The sequence below is a fragment of the Ignavibacteria bacterium genome (genome assembly GCA_025612375.1).
GTDB lineage: Bacteria > Bacteroidota > Ignavibacteria > Ignavibacteriales > SURF-24 > JAAXKN01.
Genome location: JAAXKN010000032.1, coordinates 1 through 16,593 on the forward strand (window position 1 = coordinate 1; position 16,593 = coordinate 16,593).

Annotated in this window: 12 protein-coding genes; 3 read left to right on the forward strand and 9 right to left on the reverse strand. The window is 44.1% G+C overall.

Going from position 1 to position 16,593, the window contains the following annotated elements:
- Window positions 1–187: 187 nt before the first annotated feature.
- Window positions 188–604, reverse strand: coding sequence for a hypothetical protein (locus HF312_16245; GenBank protein ID MCU7521766.1), 417 nt, complete (start codon window positions 602–604; stop codon window positions 188–190).
- Between the two features lie 355 nt (window positions 605–959).
- Here HF312_16245 and HF312_16250 point away from each other — a divergent pair, with 355 nt between their 5' ends.
- The gene (locus HF312_16250; GenBank protein MCU7521767.1) at window positions 960–1,886 is read left to right on the forward strand and encodes a hypothetical protein; all 927 of its coding nucleotides are present in this window, start codon (window positions 960–962) and stop codon (window positions 1,884–1,886) included.
- On the opposite strand, the gene HF312_16255 is transcribed toward HF312_16250, so the two are convergent.
- A complete protein-coding gene (locus tag HF312_16255; protein MCU7521768.1) occupies window positions 1,863–2,744 on the reverse strand; it encodes a nucleotidyl transferase AbiEii/AbiGii toxin family protein in 882 nt (293 codons plus the stop codon). The two genes, HF312_16250 and HF312_16255, sit on opposite strands and share 24 nt — an antisense overlap.
- A 232-nt stretch (window positions 2,745–2,976) precedes the next feature.
- Entirely contained in the window at window positions 2,977–5,163 is a 2,187-nt protein-coding gene (locus tag HF312_16260; GenBank protein MCU7521769.1) for a T9SS type A sorting domain-containing protein, read from the reverse strand.
- A 630-nt stretch (window positions 5,164–5,793) separates the two neighbouring features.
- Here HF312_16260 and HF312_16265 point away from each other — a divergent pair.
- A complete protein-coding gene (locus tag HF312_16265; GenBank protein MCU7521770.1) occupies window positions 5,794–6,156 on the forward strand; it encodes a hypothetical protein in 363 nt (120 codons plus the stop codon).
- Between the two features lie 482 nt (window positions 6,157–6,638).
- On the opposite strand, the gene HF312_16270 is transcribed toward HF312_16265, so the two are convergent.
- Together HF312_16270 and HF312_16275 are read right to left on the reverse strand one after the other, a co-directional pair.
- Window positions 6,639–7,070 (reverse strand): hypothetical protein, encoded by a 432-nt coding sequence (locus HF312_16270; GenBank protein MCU7521771.1) that lies wholly within the window; start codon window positions 7,068–7,070, stop codon window positions 6,639–6,641.
- Window positions 7,071–7,208: 138 nt separating this feature from the next.
- Window positions 7,209–7,958: a phosphatase PAP2 family protein gene (locus HF312_16275; GenBank protein MCU7521772.1), complete on the reverse strand. Its 750-nt coding sequence runs from the start codon at window positions 7,956–7,958 to the stop codon at window positions 7,209–7,211.
- A gap of 153 nt (window positions 7,959–8,111) precedes the next feature.
- Between HF312_16275 and HF312_16280 the strand changes: the two genes are divergently transcribed.
- On the forward strand, window positions 8,112–8,405 hold the full coding sequence (locus HF312_16280; protein MCU7521773.1) for a hypothetical protein: 294 nt from the start codon (window positions 8,112–8,114) through the stop codon (window positions 8,403–8,405).
- 115 nt (window positions 8,406–8,520) lie between these two features.
- Here HF312_16280 and HF312_16285 read toward each other — a convergent pair whose 3' ends face one another.
- The 4 genes from HF312_16285 to HF312_16300 all read right to left on the reverse strand — a co-directional run bounded on the left by HF312_16285 (window position 8,521) and on the right by HF312_16300 (window position 16,163).
- Window positions 8,521–10,719, reverse strand: coding sequence for a serine protein kinase PrkA (locus HF312_16285; GenBank protein ID MCU7521774.1), 2,199 nt, complete (start codon window positions 10,717–10,719; stop codon window positions 8,521–8,523).
- 42 nt (window positions 10,720–10,761) lie between these two features.
- Complete coding sequence (locus HF312_16290; GenBank protein ID MCU7521775.1) at window positions 10,762–12,381, reverse strand: SpoVR family protein; 1,620 nt, start codon at window positions 12,379–12,381, stop codon at window positions 10,762–10,764.
- 293 nt (window positions 12,382–12,674) lie between these two features.
- The gene (locus tag HF312_16295; GenBank protein MCU7521776.1) at window positions 12,675–14,039 is read right to left on the reverse strand and encodes a DUF444 family protein; all 1,365 of its coding nucleotides are present in this window, start codon (window positions 14,037–14,039) and stop codon (window positions 12,675–12,677) included.
- A 60-nt stretch (window positions 14,040–14,099) separates the two neighbouring features.
- Complete coding sequence (locus HF312_16300; protein ID MCU7521777.1) at window positions 14,100–16,163, reverse strand: serine protein kinase PrkA; 2,064 nt, start codon at window positions 16,161–16,163, stop codon at window positions 14,100–14,102.
- Window positions 16,164–16,593: the final 430 nt, after the last annotated feature.

Consider the following 16,593-nt stretch of genomic DNA (forward strand, 5'->3'; position numbering starts at 1 on the left):
CCACCCTGGGGAACACTTTTGACCCAGAGGTGGGGAATACTTTTGGCCCTCGACAATTCATTCTAAATCCTTCAAAACCAGCCGGATCGGAAGTGAACAGGGAAGAATTATCACTTCTTACATAAAGTGAAGGAATTCAGGACTCAATTCCGGATTATATCGATTTTGGGGAGAGCAATTAAGTCAATTAGGGAGTATATACATAATCAAATGGAAGCTGATCGGCCATACGGCAATCTTTCCAGTATCCGCCTAAAATAAACAGATTACCAGCATTGCCGTAAGGATCAATGGATATTTCACTTTCCAGCGGCTTGATGTAACTGACTTTTGCACTTTTATAATATTCTACTTTAAGTACTTTGTCAGTCCTGAAAATAACCTGCCTGTTTTCTTTGTCGTCAATCAGGACCAGATCATCGGGCGATATTCTGTGCCATTGCGTTATGGCTATTAGCTTTGGATCTTTAGTGTAAAGCCTGAATTCATTGCCTGCGGATTTTTCTATCGCCGCAATTATGAAATTTAAAGTAATATTTCGCCCTTTCAGGGTTCCGGGAGTATGGGGGAGATATCCGTATTCTATAGACAGTCCCTCCCCCACAGGGCTTGTTAACTTAATTATTCTATTTTTCCCGCTTTCACGGGCCTTTTAACACCGTAAGCAGTAAAACAAACCTTCTTAGTTGAATTGATAAGGTTTGAGAAGCAAATTTATCTTGTATAATGTAGTATATATACTACATTATACCCATATGTTTCGTTTTTATCACCTATTGCATGTTATTATTTGTTATGTAGTATATATACTACATAACAATGTTGTAAATAGATCCTGATTTTTGTACATTTTCTATTACATTATAGTATATATACTATAATGTAATAGAATTTAATAGGCGCAATTATCTTTAGATTGTTGTATATATACTACAATCTTTTGGATATAAATTTAATTCATGTTAAATTCAAAACATCAATTTTCAGGAAATATAAACAGGAATGGCAGCTTGAGAAAATCACGTTTGGAAGAAGCCCAAAAGGAAATCGGAGCTGTATTTAGTGCTCTGCCCAATAAAGTTTTTAGACAAAGAGAGCTGTCGCAGATCCTATCGGCAAACCGAAGCAAATGGAAACTTGCACAGTCCACAAGCACAAGCGGTTTTCTAAAATTTCTAGTGGAAAATATGGGCTTCCATAAAGTAGTTCTGGATTTCCCTTTCAGGAAAGAAACGCGATACACCTTCGGAGAGGTATCTATATATGCTTTATTGATGGAGTTATCGCCCGCCTCGTATTTCAGCCATTATACAGCCATGTTCATTAATGAACTTACTGAACAAATACCTAAAACTATATACCTGAACTCCGAACAATATAAAAAAACGGCGAATTCGGGCTATCTTGAGCAGGATGCCATAAAACAGGCTTTCAGCAGGCCAGTAAGGGTAACAAGCAATTTTACTACTCACGAGGGCTTAAAAATATATATGTTGAACGGCAAGAATACCGATAATTTGGGCGTTATAGACATAAAAAGTGAGAATGGCGAGATACTTAGAGTAACAAATATTGAAAGGACCCTGATTGATATTACTATACGCCCCGTCTACTCGGGAGGAGTATTTGAAGTCCTTAAAGCCTACAAAAAAGCAGCCGGGCAGGCATCAGTAAACAAAATAATCTCCTATTTGAAAAAAATAGATTATACTTACCCGTATCATCAGGCAATCGGCTTTTACCTTGAAAAATCCGGAGCCTACCCCGAATCTTCCATAGAATTAATCCGAAAACTGGAAATTGAATATGACTTCTATTTAACCCACAATATGGAAGAAACAGAATACTCTGAGAGGTGGAGGCTATTTTACCCAAAGGGGTTTTAACATCTGGCATTTTTCCACAACATAGTCAAAATAAAAATCAAATTCCTTCAATTCTTCCGTTGGGAGGACTGTATCTTTGACTGACTGGAAATCCGGACGGTGGAATTCTCTGTACTCCGATATTTTATCCATTAAATACAAAGGAACTTTCTTCGCTTCGAAAATAGCTTCTAGTAAAGCCCGATTCTTTGTAAGAGTAATATCTATATTAAGCTTTTCAATGATAATGTAAATATCATAAAAATCCCTTGCTCTTGCAGACTGACTGTTAGATTTTACAATTTTACCATATTCAGGCATTTGCTGACATATGGCTCTGATTTTCTCGCAAAGTATCATTTCGGGTGAGTACACATAAATTGTCAGACCTTCGAACTCTTTGTCTATTTTACCTTCGCAATATTCAAATTTACTTATATCTATAAGGAAGGTTTTTTTATGGTCGCTCCTTACCTCTAAAGCATGTCTGCGCAGGTTATCAGCATTATTTTTTAATTTTCCAAACTTTTCCTTTTCAATAATCTTAAATTCTACCCGATATCCGCCCCAGAAATCAGCCATATCTTCAGTAATCTGGCATGGCCGCTCATAAAAGTTGAAGTCAATTAGCTCATAGCCATTTTCATTAAAAGTCGTGGACAAAGTCCGCACCATCTTTTCCCGTATAATTTCAAATTTATCATCAGGAATTTTATTGTCGATAGAAAAATCAATATCAACTGAAGAACGGCCTGCAATCTTATAGATAATGTCCAAAGCATTACCGCCCTTCAGCACAATCATATTCATCAGTTCATCATCAGAAAAAAAGGCAACTATAGTTAATTTTTTGATTTTATTATAAAAAGCAAGATCCATGACTTATTGAAGATAATTATGTGAAAAACTTAGCAATTAATGTGCTTATTGTTTGCGAGGTCTAAATTAGAAAATATAATGTTAAATGTAAATCGGTAAAAAGCAGGCTGGTCCCAGCGCCAGGGAACCGGTTGGATCATTATCCCGCCCCGCCGCCCCGGGCTGTGCCCGGGGCTATCAATATGATGCCGCTGGCCGCGGCATTTTTGTGCCAAAGCTGACCGCGGCATTATTATTTCAAAAAGAGCAGCTTCTTTGAGGCTGTATAGTCATTTACCTGAAGCCTGTATATGTATACGCCGCTGCTTAATCTGTATTTGCTGGCGTCAAAACTTATGTTGTATGTGCCCGGGGATTTTATTTCGTTTATTAGCGCTGCTATTTCATTTCCCAGTATATCATATATTTTCAAACTGACTATCCCCATGGTTGTTATACTGTACCTTATTGTTGTCTGCGGATTGAAGGGATTCGGATAGTTCTGACCGAGAGAATAACTGCTTAACCGGGCCAGATCTTCTACATCCGAATCTTCATTAGCATTTGTCAGTTGTGCGTTATAATATAGTATCATTCCATCATAACCCGCCGCCCAGGCATGACCATTATCCGCAAAATCCAGTGAATTTGCAAAAATTGATGGGATCTTATTGTCTTCTTTCCACGTCAGGCCGCCATCTGTGGTTCTGATCATCCTTCCAACTAACCCCAAGGCCCCGTTAAGCGTGTCGGCAAAAGCCATTGCGCGGACATTCTGGGCTGAGGGATTCGGACCAAAATAATCGAACGCTTTAATGCTGTTCCAGGTACTCCCTGCGTCTGTGCTTACAAGTATATTTTTCCCGGCAACTGTCCACACGTAGTTGTCAATGGCATCCAGCGTATAAAAAGTGGCTTCAACGGGCATCTGAAGCTCCTTCCACGTCAGGCCCCTGTCTGTACTTTTCATTATTTTCGTGCCGCCTGCAATGTAACCTGTCCCGGCTTTTGTAAATTTTATTTTATTTAGTACAAACGGGAACTCCTTCGCCTTCTGCCAAATCAGGCTGCTTTTATCCTGCACGGCTTTACCCGTATAAATAATTCCCGACTCAGTCCCGCCGCCTATTATAAAGCCTGTTGTATCATCGGGGAATGCAATATCATTAAACCGGTTGTTAAGAGCGTCGAGGTTAATCTTATTCCAGTTTTTCCCTTTGTCAGTTGACCATAAAACAGATGACCTGCTTCCCGCGGCCCATATTTCATTTGAATTCTTATAAAAAATGGATTGGAGCGAAACACTGTCACTATTGGATGACAAAGATTTTTCCCAGGTTTTCCCACCGTCATTGCTTAATACGATAGTGCTGTATGCTCCTGCCGCGGCAATGTTGTTTGTATCGAGCACGCTTACGGAATTAAGTGTTGAAGCAGTGACCGATGATGGCCGGGTAGTCATCCAACCGTCCGTGGTGGAAACGATATTACCGCCGTCAATGCCCCAAGCCCTCAGACTGTCGACAAATGAAAATGTCCCGGCCGTAGTCTCAAGCGTTCTCCAGGTTGTTCCTAAATCGGTTGTATAGAATATTCTGCCGTGAGGACTCTCATTGGTTGTAACGTATCCGGTATTACCTGAAACAAAATGTACGGAATTTAACCTTACATCAGTGTCCGGCAGCCATTTATTGTTCCAGGTTGCTCCTCCATCGGTTGTGTATGCAAAAAAGTTATGATTACTTAAAGAGTTCGTATTACTCGGATTGCCGGCAGCGAATCCCTGTTTTTTATTGATAAACTGGATCTGTTCTACGATAGGTACTTCCGCATATGCGGGAATAAAGGATCTCTGCCAGGTTTTGCCGGCGTCAGTTGTTCTTGCGATGCCGCCATCGGTATCAACCCAGCCGTAATTTTCATCGAGGAAGAAGAAAGAGTAGCTTCTCAGACTGGCAGCAACAGGGTCGTAATTATTCCACGTCTGGCCGCCGTCTGTAGTCTTAAATAGATGGAAATCGAAAAATCCTGTTTCCCAGAACTGAAGCACATAGCCGACTTTTTCGTTCAGGAACTGCATACGGGGGAGATACTTGTTGCTTAGTGGTGTAACTACGTCCCAGCTAATGCCGCCGTCATTTGTAACGTACGTCTGACTATTGTCGCCGGTGCTGTGGATAAAGCCCTTATTCTTACTGGCGAAGAAGAGTTTAATGAAGTAGTTATTTGTTGGGGGTGCATTCAGTAATATCCAGTTTTGCCCGCCGTCGGTGGTTTTGGCAATTTTTGAGTCGCCGCAGGCCCAGCCGTTTAATGAATCTATAAATTGCACATCACGGAAGCCGTTTCCCGGCGGAAGGGGATTCTGCCATGTCCATTGCGCGGACAGGGGAAGCGTAAAGGTAAGAAGAAGCAGCAGAGACAATAGATGTTTATTCATATTTTCACCATCAGGAAAAATTATGAAAATGGGTTAATTGCCGGTCAGTAAAGCTTTTATTCAAAAATGCCACAGTTCCTAATGTCTAAAATAATGGATTTATTGAAAAAAACTAATGATTTATCGACCCTTCACTTATTACAAATCGCTCCCCCGGAGCTCTGGATTATTTTTTTTGCGTCGTTTTTCTACAGGCAAATCGCCTCTCCGAGGCTCTGGTGGTGATTGGGACATTATCTCTTTCTACAGGCAAGTCACTCCTCCGGAGCTCTGATGAGGGGTGGGGGACCATTAGCCCACGAGCTAAAGCTCATGGCTATTCAGGCTGAGGAAAGCCGGCTAAAGCCGGCTTCAATTTAATGCAGGGGTTGCGACTCAAAAAATACCTTTACAATATCAGATTACGTGTCTATTTTTATCCCAACCTGCCTATGACAAGGTAATCACATATAAATTTTATTCAGTTCTGGAATTTCCGACATCGTATCCTTGTTATTAATATATAAGGACAATTGAAAATATCTCTTGCTGAAAACTATAATACTATGAATTCACAGGGCTTCGGATTCAGTTTTTCCTTAATTAAATGAGCGATTTTTCAGTAATGTTTATCAAAGAAAGTAAAATAAATTGGTTTACGAAGTATTACTACTCGACAAATTTGATTGGAACGGATTTAAGGGAAAACTTTATTTCTCGAGGTATAACGATATGAATCCGGCTCTGATCTATAAGACTGAGGACGAAACTCCAATTTTGACCTTTACAGTCAACGCGTATGATTTTTATAAGGAATACCCCTTTGGCGATAACCGCCTTGTGGCCCTCAGTAAAGGACTGGAATCTGAAGGCATTATTGAGGCGCTGCAGGACGCGGGTATTATAAGAGAACCGGCTTTTTCCGTCTACAGCGAGCTGGGTGAGGCCGTTGCATGCGAACTGACGGACCAGGTAATAGATCTTCTGAAGGCATACGGGGAATATTATGTCTGATTGTTCTCCGGTTTTGGCCCATGAAGATTTCCGGTTTCCGTCTGTTTTTGCCCGCATTTAGCCCCCGTTCCGGGGGATGTTTAGAATTTTATAGTTTTTCCCATTTGTTTGATTGAATTGCCACAATCGTCCGCGGATGATCGTGGAATAGCGATCAAAACATATATGGTCTTTAGCCCCAGATTTTTCCCGGAGAATCGGGGGCTAAAGCCCAAATAAGAGAGGGGCCCTGGATCCACGAGCTGAAGCTCGTGGCTACTCATAAAACGTTGAACCTGACCTAATTCCATATTACCTTAAATAATAGGGGATATATACACATTTCCGGGAGGGATGCATGCGTCTGGTTAAGGTTAATGCGCCGCAGGGACAGGGGGATAAGGAACTACGCGGACGCGCTTAAAAAGTAGGCAAGCAAAAAAGGCTGCCCGGTTTCGCAACCTGAGGCAGCCCTTATGCTATTTTGGGGAAATATAATTTTATCAGCAGAAATTTAATACTTTTTCTTCAAGCGAGTCCTTGAACTTCTTAAGCTTCAGCTCAAGCTCCGGGACTGAAAGCCCCTTAAGGCCCGACTTTTTCAGCAAGGATAAGTTTTCCTTTGCCATTTCTATAAATTCAGACGCGTTATGGAGCAGGTCGCCGTCTTTAAGCCTCATAAAGAAGCTTACCCGGCACTTTCCGGCTTCAACTATTCCGTGTGTATATAAAAGCGTGCCCATGCGCACCAGTGCAAAAACCAGGTCGTTTTTGGCCTTTGAGGCCTGAATCCCTTTTTCAAACATACCGGTGGAAAGGCTCTCTTCCCTCTTCCTTTTCTCTTCCATCAGCCTCTGAAACTTTAAGTGAACATTTTCACCGATGGAGGGCATTGACCCGTATAAATTCTCTTTATGGCTAAATCCTTCAAACATTTTTTTCCTCATCATTTCTTTGGGAGCATTCTCCGCAAGTAGATTTTTTTAACATTTGTAAAATCGATGGAATAAAGATACTACAGGATGGGGCTGACAAAAATAGGGGTATGTCTGAAAAATTTGTAGGAATTTGGACTACTTTACCTCCTCGTCCTTTACTATCTCTTTCCCGCTTTTGTCCTTCAGCTCCAGTTTCCAGGATAAAAGCCAGACAAATGACGCCCATGCAAGTCCCAGTGCCCAGCCGGCAAGGACGTCTGTTGGGTAGTGGACTCCCAGGTAGATGCGGCTTATGCCTATTATAAATGTAAGGAACAAGGCCACTATAACTACATAAATCCTTATTATCCTGCGCTTTTGTATGCGGGCCAACAGGACGGCGAGTGACAGGTAGACCACGGCCGACATCATGGAGTGCCCGCTGGGGAAGCTGTGCGAGTATTCGGGCATAAGCTGGAAGAGGGCGCCTGGCCTCTGGCGCGCAATGAGTGTTTTAAGAATGGACTCCAGCAGGCCGCCTCCGAGCGTTGCCAGGAGCACAAGCATGAGCGACCGCCTTTTTTTCTCCAGTATTAAATAAATAGCTACAATTACGGTTATGAGTGTTACAAATGTTGCCCCGCCAAGGGATGTTATGTCGCGCATAATGCCGATCAGGGCGTAGGGGCCTTTGGGCTTTGAATAGTTATCAGGATCTCTTAAAGCCTGAATAACCATTTCATCTATATGGCGTGTATTGCCGGAGACCACAATGCCCGTTATTACAAGGAAAGCCAGTATTCCCAGTGTCATCAGGAGAATTGAAAATATTATTTTTATCTCGCTTGAGGCGTAAGGGCCCGGAATCCTGCTGTAAAAAGATTTATTGCTTGAAGATCTCTGCATTACATTTCTTAAAATTTATGTCATTATGTTAAATATAAAGCCCTCCGGGTTAAGACGCGACACATTTTTGAGGCCAAATTCCATTTCGGAGCTTGTGAAAGTAAGCGGTTATTTTTATGTTTGACAGTAGTCAAAAAATTGAAAGGATAAAAAATGAAATTTTTCGTTTGCGAGATAATCTATAAAGCTCCTCTTGATCAGATAGAAGCAGCCACACTGGAACACAGAACTTTTTTAAGAACCGGTTACGATAAAGGTTTTATACTTTTATCAGGCCCGCAGGTGCCCAGGACAGGGGGAATTGTAATTGTAAAAGGGGAATCGATGGAAGAAGTAGCTGAGTTTTTCAGCAACGACCCGTATAAGAAAAAGGGGCTGGCCGAACATACCTTTATTGAATTCAGCCCGAAGAATTATCAGGATTTTGTGAAGGGGTGGGTGGAGTAGGTTCGACGGTCAACGTCCAACGTCCGACGTCCGACGTCCGACGGTAAACGTTCAACGTTCGACGTTCAACGGAATTGAGCACGGTGCCAGGAAGCGGTTCCTGGCACCATAAAATTTATTCCTGCGCGGTTTTGCTGATTATGTAGATGCACACCTGTTTGGCGCCTTCTTCGGTGTAACGGAATTTTGTTGTTAAATTTTTCAATAAGAATGTTACATCTTCTTTAACTCTTTGATCGTATTTCCGGAACTTGTCCGTTCCGTACTCCTTGATGGCGTTTTCATAAGCCGTAAACTTCAGGAAAGGCTCAAAAATATTTTCACGCAGGTTGTTCATGTAAATATTATAGAGCTCCTTGTAGATCGAGGTTTCTGTAATAGGCTTGTCCTCAATTACCATCTCCTGCAGTGTAATTGTAAAGCGCGAGGCAATTTCCATCCTGAAATTCTTTCTCGACTCCATGCTTACTTTCTTCTTGAAGAGGTGCTGCTCTATAACCTCGTAGAAAGCTTCTCCTATCTCAATTGTCTCATTTGTGTAGGGGCAGTACTGCTTTTCACCAACGTCGTAGTTGCTGGCGAATAGGTAGTTCTGCACGTCGCGGCTTACCCTTTCCTGGTTGTGGTTAAAGAGCGACTCTTTAATTTCTTCCATCACGTTATAGTCGTATAGCCTGATAATGGACTCAATGAAGCCGTCGGGAATAATATCGTTTCTTTCCACGTGCTTTAAGAAGAAGTTCTTCACGTCTTCCATTGTAATGAGCTTTTCTGCGCCCGATCCGTTACGCGACATCTTGCGGTAGGCCGTGTAGAAGTCGTTAAAGATATTTATGGACTCGCGACCTGAAAATCCGTCGCGTCCTTCTTTTTCACTTTCGCTGAAAAGTTTGCGCCTCATATTCCTGTCGAAGGTCTTGCGGTCCTCATCCTGCAGCCAGTTAGGTATGATGTTTGAATAAAGGCTCATTTTAAGGAGCAGGAGGTCGTCGTCGCAGTAGCGTTCGTACTTGCGCGGGTATTCAATCCATTCTCTTATGGCGTCGCTGTCGGGGTTAAGCCTTGAGGAGATAATTATCTTGGCAAAGTTCTCCAGCACTCCGGGCAGGAAGTGTTTTTCAATCTGGCCGCCAAGCGAGTGGTAATAAGTTTTAACCTCCTCGGCATAGTTCAATATGTAGTTCACGTTAATTTCAACTATGCGGTCGTGGAAAGAGTTGACGTCCTTGATCTTCTCCTTATCCTCAGGGTTCATAAGAGCGATAAAGAGCGACTTTACGTTTTCCTCCAAGTCCTCAATCTTATGCACGCCCTCGGAGATAATGCCGTGGAGGTCCATAAGGCGTTTTTCGTTATCGCCCTTAACGTCCATAAGTGCGAAGATGCCGTTATTTGTCCTGGCGTATCTTGAGTAGATATACTGCACTAGGTTGCTGTCGCGGAACATATTGCTGAGCTCTTTCTGTATAGCCTCGTTTGACAAGACGAACTTCTCCGGGTGCGGGTCGCCGGGGTTAAATACGCTTATGCCGTTACCGAGTCCGCGGTTAAAATAGTAGCGCCTTGCATAGATCATGTTAAATATGTCGGCCGGACTTGTAAGGCGGCTTGAAAGGGCGTCATAAATTGAGCTGCAGATAGTGCACGGCTTATCTTTTAAGACCCACTCATATTCTTTCTTGTTGAATATCTTGTTTTTCTGCTCCGCGGGCAGAAGGGCTTCTAAGACCTCCATTCTGTATGCGCGGGGGATCATGAGTATCGGATGGTCGTGGCTGGGGCAGGGGATTTCGAGCACCCCGCCGGAATTTCCCGGGATATTCAGCTTTGAGCTGTCGAGCCTCCAGACGACCTCGTAGTTCTGCCCGTCTGAGGTATGGGAGTATTCCTCAAAGCGCTGGAGCAGAGTATTAAGGAAAGTGCTTTTGCCGCTTCCCGGAGGGCCCACAAAAATATAGATCTTGTTCTGCTGCGTGCCTTCGTTGTAGCTGTCGGCCAGCCTAACAAGGCGATTTGCCAGCGGGAGGTCGGAGAAAAAGGGGGCGTCGGTTTCCTCGACAAAAAGCCTGTCGCAGTTGATGGTTTTATAGTTTATGCTTTCGGGATCGTTATTAAAATCCTCTTCCTCGCTTGTATAGTAGTATATGAGGTCGTGGAATATCTGAAAAATGTTGCGGCATATCTTATCCGGCTGCGCGCTTACTTTCTCGAGGAACTGAGTAAAAGTAATTACAGCTCCTTTTTCCTCGCGCTTAAGCTTGCGGTCCAGCAGGGCAAGTATATTTGCTACATCTTTACTTGATTTGGGTGCCATTTCGTCTTAACCTTTTCAAACTCTGCTTTAAAAATTCTTCTCTTAAAAATTCTCTTTTGTTATCTTGCGGTCCTTCATGGTATAGAGGACCCTGTGGAATATGGGCTTAACGTTATTTTCATCGCGTCCCGCGGCCTTGCGCATTGCCTCCTGATCCAGTTCCGTGGTCTCAAGAAAAACTCTTCCGCCCCAGAGGTATTCAAGTCCCATGAGCGTATTCGGTATATAATCGCGGTAGAGTTCCTGCCCCTCGAAGTGGTGGTGGAGGTAGAGGTCGCTGTCGTACTTCCTTTTGAAAGTAATGTACGGCGGATGATAAAGGTTATCGAAGAGCATCTCCTTATAATCCTTTGCCTTCCTGCTTTTCACGTAGTATTCCCTTGTCTGCCTCTGGTGGTTGATCCTCTGGCCCACGACCATGAGCTTATGCTTATCCACAAAATCCTGCTCAACGAAAGTGTTGAAGAAAGTAAAGTCGCAGTAGTTTTCCCTCACGTGGAATATATAGTCGCGCCCGTTCATCTTTTTGGAGTCGAAGGCTTTTCTTTCGTTAAGCGTGTTAATGCGCCTGAAGTCGTATGAGAGGCGGCCTTTGTTTGCCATCTCCTCAATATGCATAAAGAGCCTCCAGCCGATTGCATAAGGGTTAAGCCCCACCTTGCTTAAAGCTGTAACGCCCGCGTTAATTTTGGCGAAGGCAATTTCGTGACCCTTTATGCGGTCGTCATTAAGGAAGAGGTTTTCGTGCCAGAAGCTTGCCCAGCCCTCGTTCATGGTTTTAGTTCTTATCATTGGGGCAAAGTATAGCGACGTCTCGCGTACAATCTCAACAACGGACTTCATCCATTTGTTTTCTTCCTGGTTTAGTATGGGGCTTTCGCGCAGAATAAACTGCATCAGGTCCTGGTCCTTGTGTCTGGGTTTATGGTCCTTCGACTTTTCAAACAGGCTGTCGAACTCGGGGTATTTCAGTCTTATCCTGTCGAGGAATGCGGCCTCGTGCTCCGGGTCGGGCATTTCAGAATCCTTGTTATAGCGCTCTACTTCTTCCAGGAACTCGTTCATCGGGACGTTCTTAATTTCCTGCAGGAAGCGCCCGAAATAATAATCCACTTTTTCCGTGAAGCTGAACTGCTTATTGTCCTCTTCATCCTGGTAGGAATGATGGAAGCCGACGAGGTTATCGATGCCGCGGGCAAATTCAATGACGTAGTCCACCTGGCGTTTTTTCTGGGCTCTCAGGCGTGCGATGATCCTTTTGTCCGTAAGGGCCTTTTCCTTAAAGTCGTAGTCCCATGTATGCTGGAAGAACTTGTTGTTCTGAAAAAAATCTATGTGTGCCAGGACGTGGTAGAATATCATTACGTTCAGCCAGTCGGGGTTATTATTGTTATAGAAGGAGATAACCGGCCTGGTATTAATAACGGTCTCATACGGGTTATTGGGGTAGTACTCGTATTCCCCCTTGCCGCGCAGGACCTGGATATCCTGCACCCAGTAGTCGTAGAGAGTAGGTATCATATTCTTGGGGCTCAGTTCGATCATGTCTGTATTGGAGACGTAGTATTCGAGTGTTTCCTTATCGAACTTCAGTCCCGCGGCCGCAGCGCGTTCCTTGCAGCCTTCCATAATTCTTTTAGTATGCTGGTCAATTAGTTTCATCGTAGCTCAATTATTAATATTTATTATCCGTCCGGGAATCGGGGGCTAAAGCCCCGAGGGGAGAGAGATTCCAAATCCACGGCCTCAAGGCCGTGGCTATTCAATCTGAGAAACCCTGCTAAAGCAGGCTCATATGAATATCTCACGGCTGAATATTCACGAGTTTTAGCTCGTGAAATCGATTATTTGAGCCCTCCTTGGAGGGCTTTCTCAGGCTGAATTGCCACGAGCTTTAGCTCGTGGACACGCGATCCCCCAAAAAAATTGAAGCTTTAGCCCCAGATTATCCGGGTCTATGCAATCAAATGTTTAATGCTCTGAATTATGCGCTCCTCGTCGGCGTCGGCGGCTTTCATGCTGTCGAGCCTCAGCTTGTCGGGATATGTTTCAAGCAGTTTTGAATTTCTTATGTACTGCTCGACAAATGTGTTACTATAGTCGCTTATGCCTGCGGCAATGGTAATGCCTATGCGGCTTGCATAGGAGAGCATTTTTTCAAGTTCCTGAAGAGCCTTGTTGCCGCGGGCATCCCAGTCGTCGCCGTCGGTGCCGTGGAAGATGTAGATGTTATAATCCTTTGCGAGGTTCTCCTCTTCCACAATTTTATTAACGAGTGTGAATGCGCTTGCAACGTCGGTTCCGCCTGCAACCTGTTTGTTGAAGTATGTATAAAAATCGGGTACTTCCTCGGCGTCCGTATCGTGCAGAATAAATCTCGTTTTAACCTGCCTCTGGTACTGGTATACAAGCCAGCTGTTTATATATATGTGCTGCGTTGCAACAACTTCAGTAGGCTTGCCGGTCATACTTCCCGAATAGTCGCGCACAAAAAATACGAGTGCCTGCGACTCATAGTCTTTTTCCCTCGAGAGCGTGCGGTAGACGCGGTCGGCGGGAGAAATAAGAATCTTTGATGAGTCTACAGGTTCATCTCCCGATATATTGCCTAAAGCGAGGTTTGTCTTTATTACTCTTTTAAGCGTAGCCTTCTTATCCAGTATCTGTCCCTGGCCGCGGTTTTTATCCGTCATATCATAGGTAAACTTGGTAAGGGAAGTTTTCTTTCCTTTTTCCTTGATGTTCGGGAGTTCGAACTGTTCAGTTAAGATGCGTCCAATGTCGTATGCATCGGCGCCCATTCCATGCTGCCCGCCTTTACCCTGTCCGGCACCCTGTCCACTTCCGTCTTCGGGGCGGAGCGGTTCTTCACCAATTACCTCGCCTTCTTCTCCGTCGCCCGTGCCTCCGGTACCCTCTCCCTGTCCCTGCTGCTGATCGCCTTTCCAGTGGTAGAGTTTTTCTTCGGATATGGTAGGGATAATAATGGTTTTATCGTTACCACCTTTAATGGGTTTAACGAGTTTGCCTAGTTTAACTTTCCTCGGGAATCCGTCCTTATCGCGCTGCTTGTCGCGTTCAAGGAGTTTATCCAGAGCGTGGAGCCTTGCCTGCTGGCCGGCATTCATATTCATGCGGAAGAGGTCGCGGTCGTCGAAGTAGTCGTAGAAAGTGCGTTTTTCCACGTAGACGCCCTTCGGGGCGTCGTCCGTAAACTCATGGCGTCCTGAAAAGGCCATCTCGGTATTAATCAGCTTTATCTGGCTTTCAGTAAGTCCCTGCCGTCTTAAATATTCTATCAGTTCTTTAGTATTGCTCATTTTGTCGATTCAAATTTATGGCGGCAGGTTTTGATGCCTGCCGCACAGATTTCACTTTTTTCAGGTCTGGTGGTCCTGCGTGCAGAAGAACTCAATTGTTTTCTGTGCGCATGTATGGCAGTAGCCGAGCTTGTTAGTCATGGTGGTAACGATCCTGTTATAGAGTCTTTCGTTATCCTCGTTGGTCCTGTTAGCAAGGGCGCCAACGAGTCCTCCGGCTGAAGCTATATCGGAATTAAGCCTTGTATCTGTAACAGCCTTCACGAGGTCCACGTTATCCATAAAGTCATAATTCTTATCTGTCTGGAGCCTCTGCGCGTAGATCTTTCTTATCTGTCCGCGGAAGGATTCCTTCTGCTCGCGCGTTTTCATCTCGAGCTCATTTTCCACCGCGTTAACGAAGCGTTCGTCAATTTTAATCGGCTGCATCTTGTTTGTCTGCGGGTCGCGGTAAGTAATAATTTTATCAGAACCCAGGTCGCTTCTACCCATGCCGACGATCATATTAACGTACATGAGCACGTCTTTTTTAATTGCGGCAGGTTCATCCATAAACGCGTTGAACATTTCAGTTCTTATGCGTTTGCGGTAGAGGCCCCGCGCAATTTTAAGATCCTCAAAGTACTTCTGGCGTTCGTTGGTATCCTGAATATAATCCAGGATTACTTCCTCGGTAGCCTTGAAGGCGTCCTCGCCAAACATGCAGCGGCCTTCGTTGGTCTCGGAGTAGCCGCGCTGTGTATTTATAATTCTTGCAAGGTCTCTTTGTCCCAGGCCTTTCTGTCCGAAGCGTTTTGTAATATCGGATTCATGTTCAAGCTCTTCAACAATTTCAGCGAGGGCTTTAATGCTTTTTTCGCCGGCCACTTCGCCCGCGGCAAGCTTCATCATTTCAACCGGGGTCAGTTTGTCCTCTGCTCTCGGCAGTCGGCTTAAAGTAACGCCAGTTGACATAACATAAATAAGGTTCGGATCCATGTGCAGCTTTTCGCCCGAGAATGTGGTCTTCTCGCTTGAGCCGAGTGCGTACTTTGTCAGCTGCTGCTGGAGTTTATAGTCGGTGTTATGAGCAACATAGCAGAACTTGCAGCGGTCTATGATAGGCTTTTCCTCGCCGTTAGCCCTGTAGTTCTGGACGTCGGCGTTGTTGCTTGTGGCAATAATAAAAGTATCAATCGGCCATTTGAAGGCGTCAATTTCAATAACGCGGTTCTGCACAACGCCTAAGTAGATCTTCATAAGATCTGTTTTATTCTTAAAGATCTCATCGGCAAAGTGGATGCCGCCTCCGCCCACGCGTGCCAGGGCGCCGCGCCTTAAGTCGAAGCGGTAGGGGTTGTTGGTGTTTGTAATGTGCAGAAGCCTCTGAATGCTTTCTTCACCCACGAGGTCGACGCCCGAGCTGGTGATCTTATCCTTTGCAGGATACTTGCCTGTAATGGTGCCCATAGTTTCGCTGATAGGCACTTTAACTATATCTATGCATTCTTTAACCCTGTCCAGGTCCTCGTCGAAATAGGTTTTAAGGTCGTTCAGTATAAATTCGCTATCGGCGCCTAAGGGGCGGTAATTTCTGTAGAAATCTTCAACTTCCGCGGTTGTAAAGCCCCGGCTTAATAAAGTCTCCTTATTATCATCTTTACACGTAAAAAGATTCATAGCGAGGATCATAGGGTCCTCGTATGTCTGGGATTCAATTGTGTGGAGGTTTCCGTATCCTTCCATATCCTTAGGGATTTTGAAGCGGAAGGTATAGCGGTTATTTTCCGGGATGCTCACAAAATCGCGGTACATGGCGGATAAATAGTCCACGAAATAAGTTTTGCCGTTTCCCGGTTCACCGGCCAGTACGAAAGCCATTTCCTTGCTTTCGCCGTCCTCGGCCGCATCCTTAATAAAGGCTACGAATTTATTAAGGACATCGAACATACCTATAATATGTTTTTTGCCCGTTCTGAATTTCATGAAGTCGTATGTATTTTTTCCATTTACGACTATGGGCTGGATATGTTTAGGATCATCAAACAGCATTCTGGCAATAGATTCAAAAACATTTTCAAACCTATGCTGTCCCCTCTTTAATTCATCCAAGTACAAATCCAGGCTTTGAACATGTGCCCGCATTATAATTCTCCAATTCTTAGTTAAACACTATCTACTGCTAAATTCCTGCTGATAAACTTTTTGTTAATATTCGGATGATTTATCCTAAAGTTTATAGGCATTTTAGTCCATAATTTCGTCCACTTTTTCGGATGCCGCAGTCCGGGGGCAAGGGAAAGGGAGTTCCTCAGGCAGCCTCTCAAGGTTCGGGGGATAAAAAGGGCTAAAACGGGCGGAATTTCAAATCAATTAGAATTCTAAAGTTCATTATTTTAAGCAGTGACAATGCAGTTTAAAATGAATATCATTTCATTTTTAGAAATGGGGATCATTTTTTGCCCTAAATACCCCCGATCCTGCGGCGGGAATCGGGGGCTAAAGCCCATTTTTTGGGATGATCCCGTGTCCACGAGCTAAAACTCGTGGCTATTCATAAAAATAATTGAATAGA

Coding starts and splice junctions, on each gene's coding strand:
- HF312_16250 (MCU7521767.1), top strand. CDS start 960: ATGTTAAATTCAAAACATCAATTTTCAGGAAATATAAACAGGAATGGC.
- HF312_16255 (MCU7521768.1), bottom strand. CDS start 2,744: ATGGATCTTGCTTTTTATAATAAAATCAAAAAATTAACTATAGTTGCC.
- HF312_16260 (MCU7521769.1), bottom strand. CDS start 5,163: ATGAATAAACATCTATTGTCTCTGCTGCTTCTTCTTACCTTTACGCTT.
- HF312_16270 (MCU7521771.1), bottom strand. CDS start 7,070: ATGTTTGAAGGATTTAGCCATAAAGAGAATTTATACGGGTCAATGCCC.
- HF312_16275 (MCU7521772.1), bottom strand. CDS start 7,958: ATGCAGAGATCTTCAAGCAATAAATCTTTTTACAGCAGGATTCCGGGC.
- HF312_16280 (MCU7521773.1), top strand. CDS start 8,112: ATGAAATTTTTCGTTTGCGAGATAATCTATAAAGCTCCTCTTGATCAG.
- HF312_16285 (MCU7521774.1), bottom strand. CDS start 10,719: ATGGCACCCAAATCAAGTAAAGATGTAGCAAATATACTTGCCCTGCTG.
- HF312_16290 (MCU7521775.1), bottom strand. CDS start 12,381: ATGAAACTAATTGACCAGCATACTAAAAGAATTATGGAAGGCTGCAAG.
- HF312_16295 (MCU7521776.1), bottom strand. CDS start 14,039: ATGAGCAATACTAAAGAACTGATAGAATATTTAAGACGGCAGGGACTT.
- HF312_16300 (MCU7521777.1), bottom strand. CDS start 16,163: ATGCGGGCACATGTTCAAAGCCTGGATTTGTACTTGGATGAATTAAAG.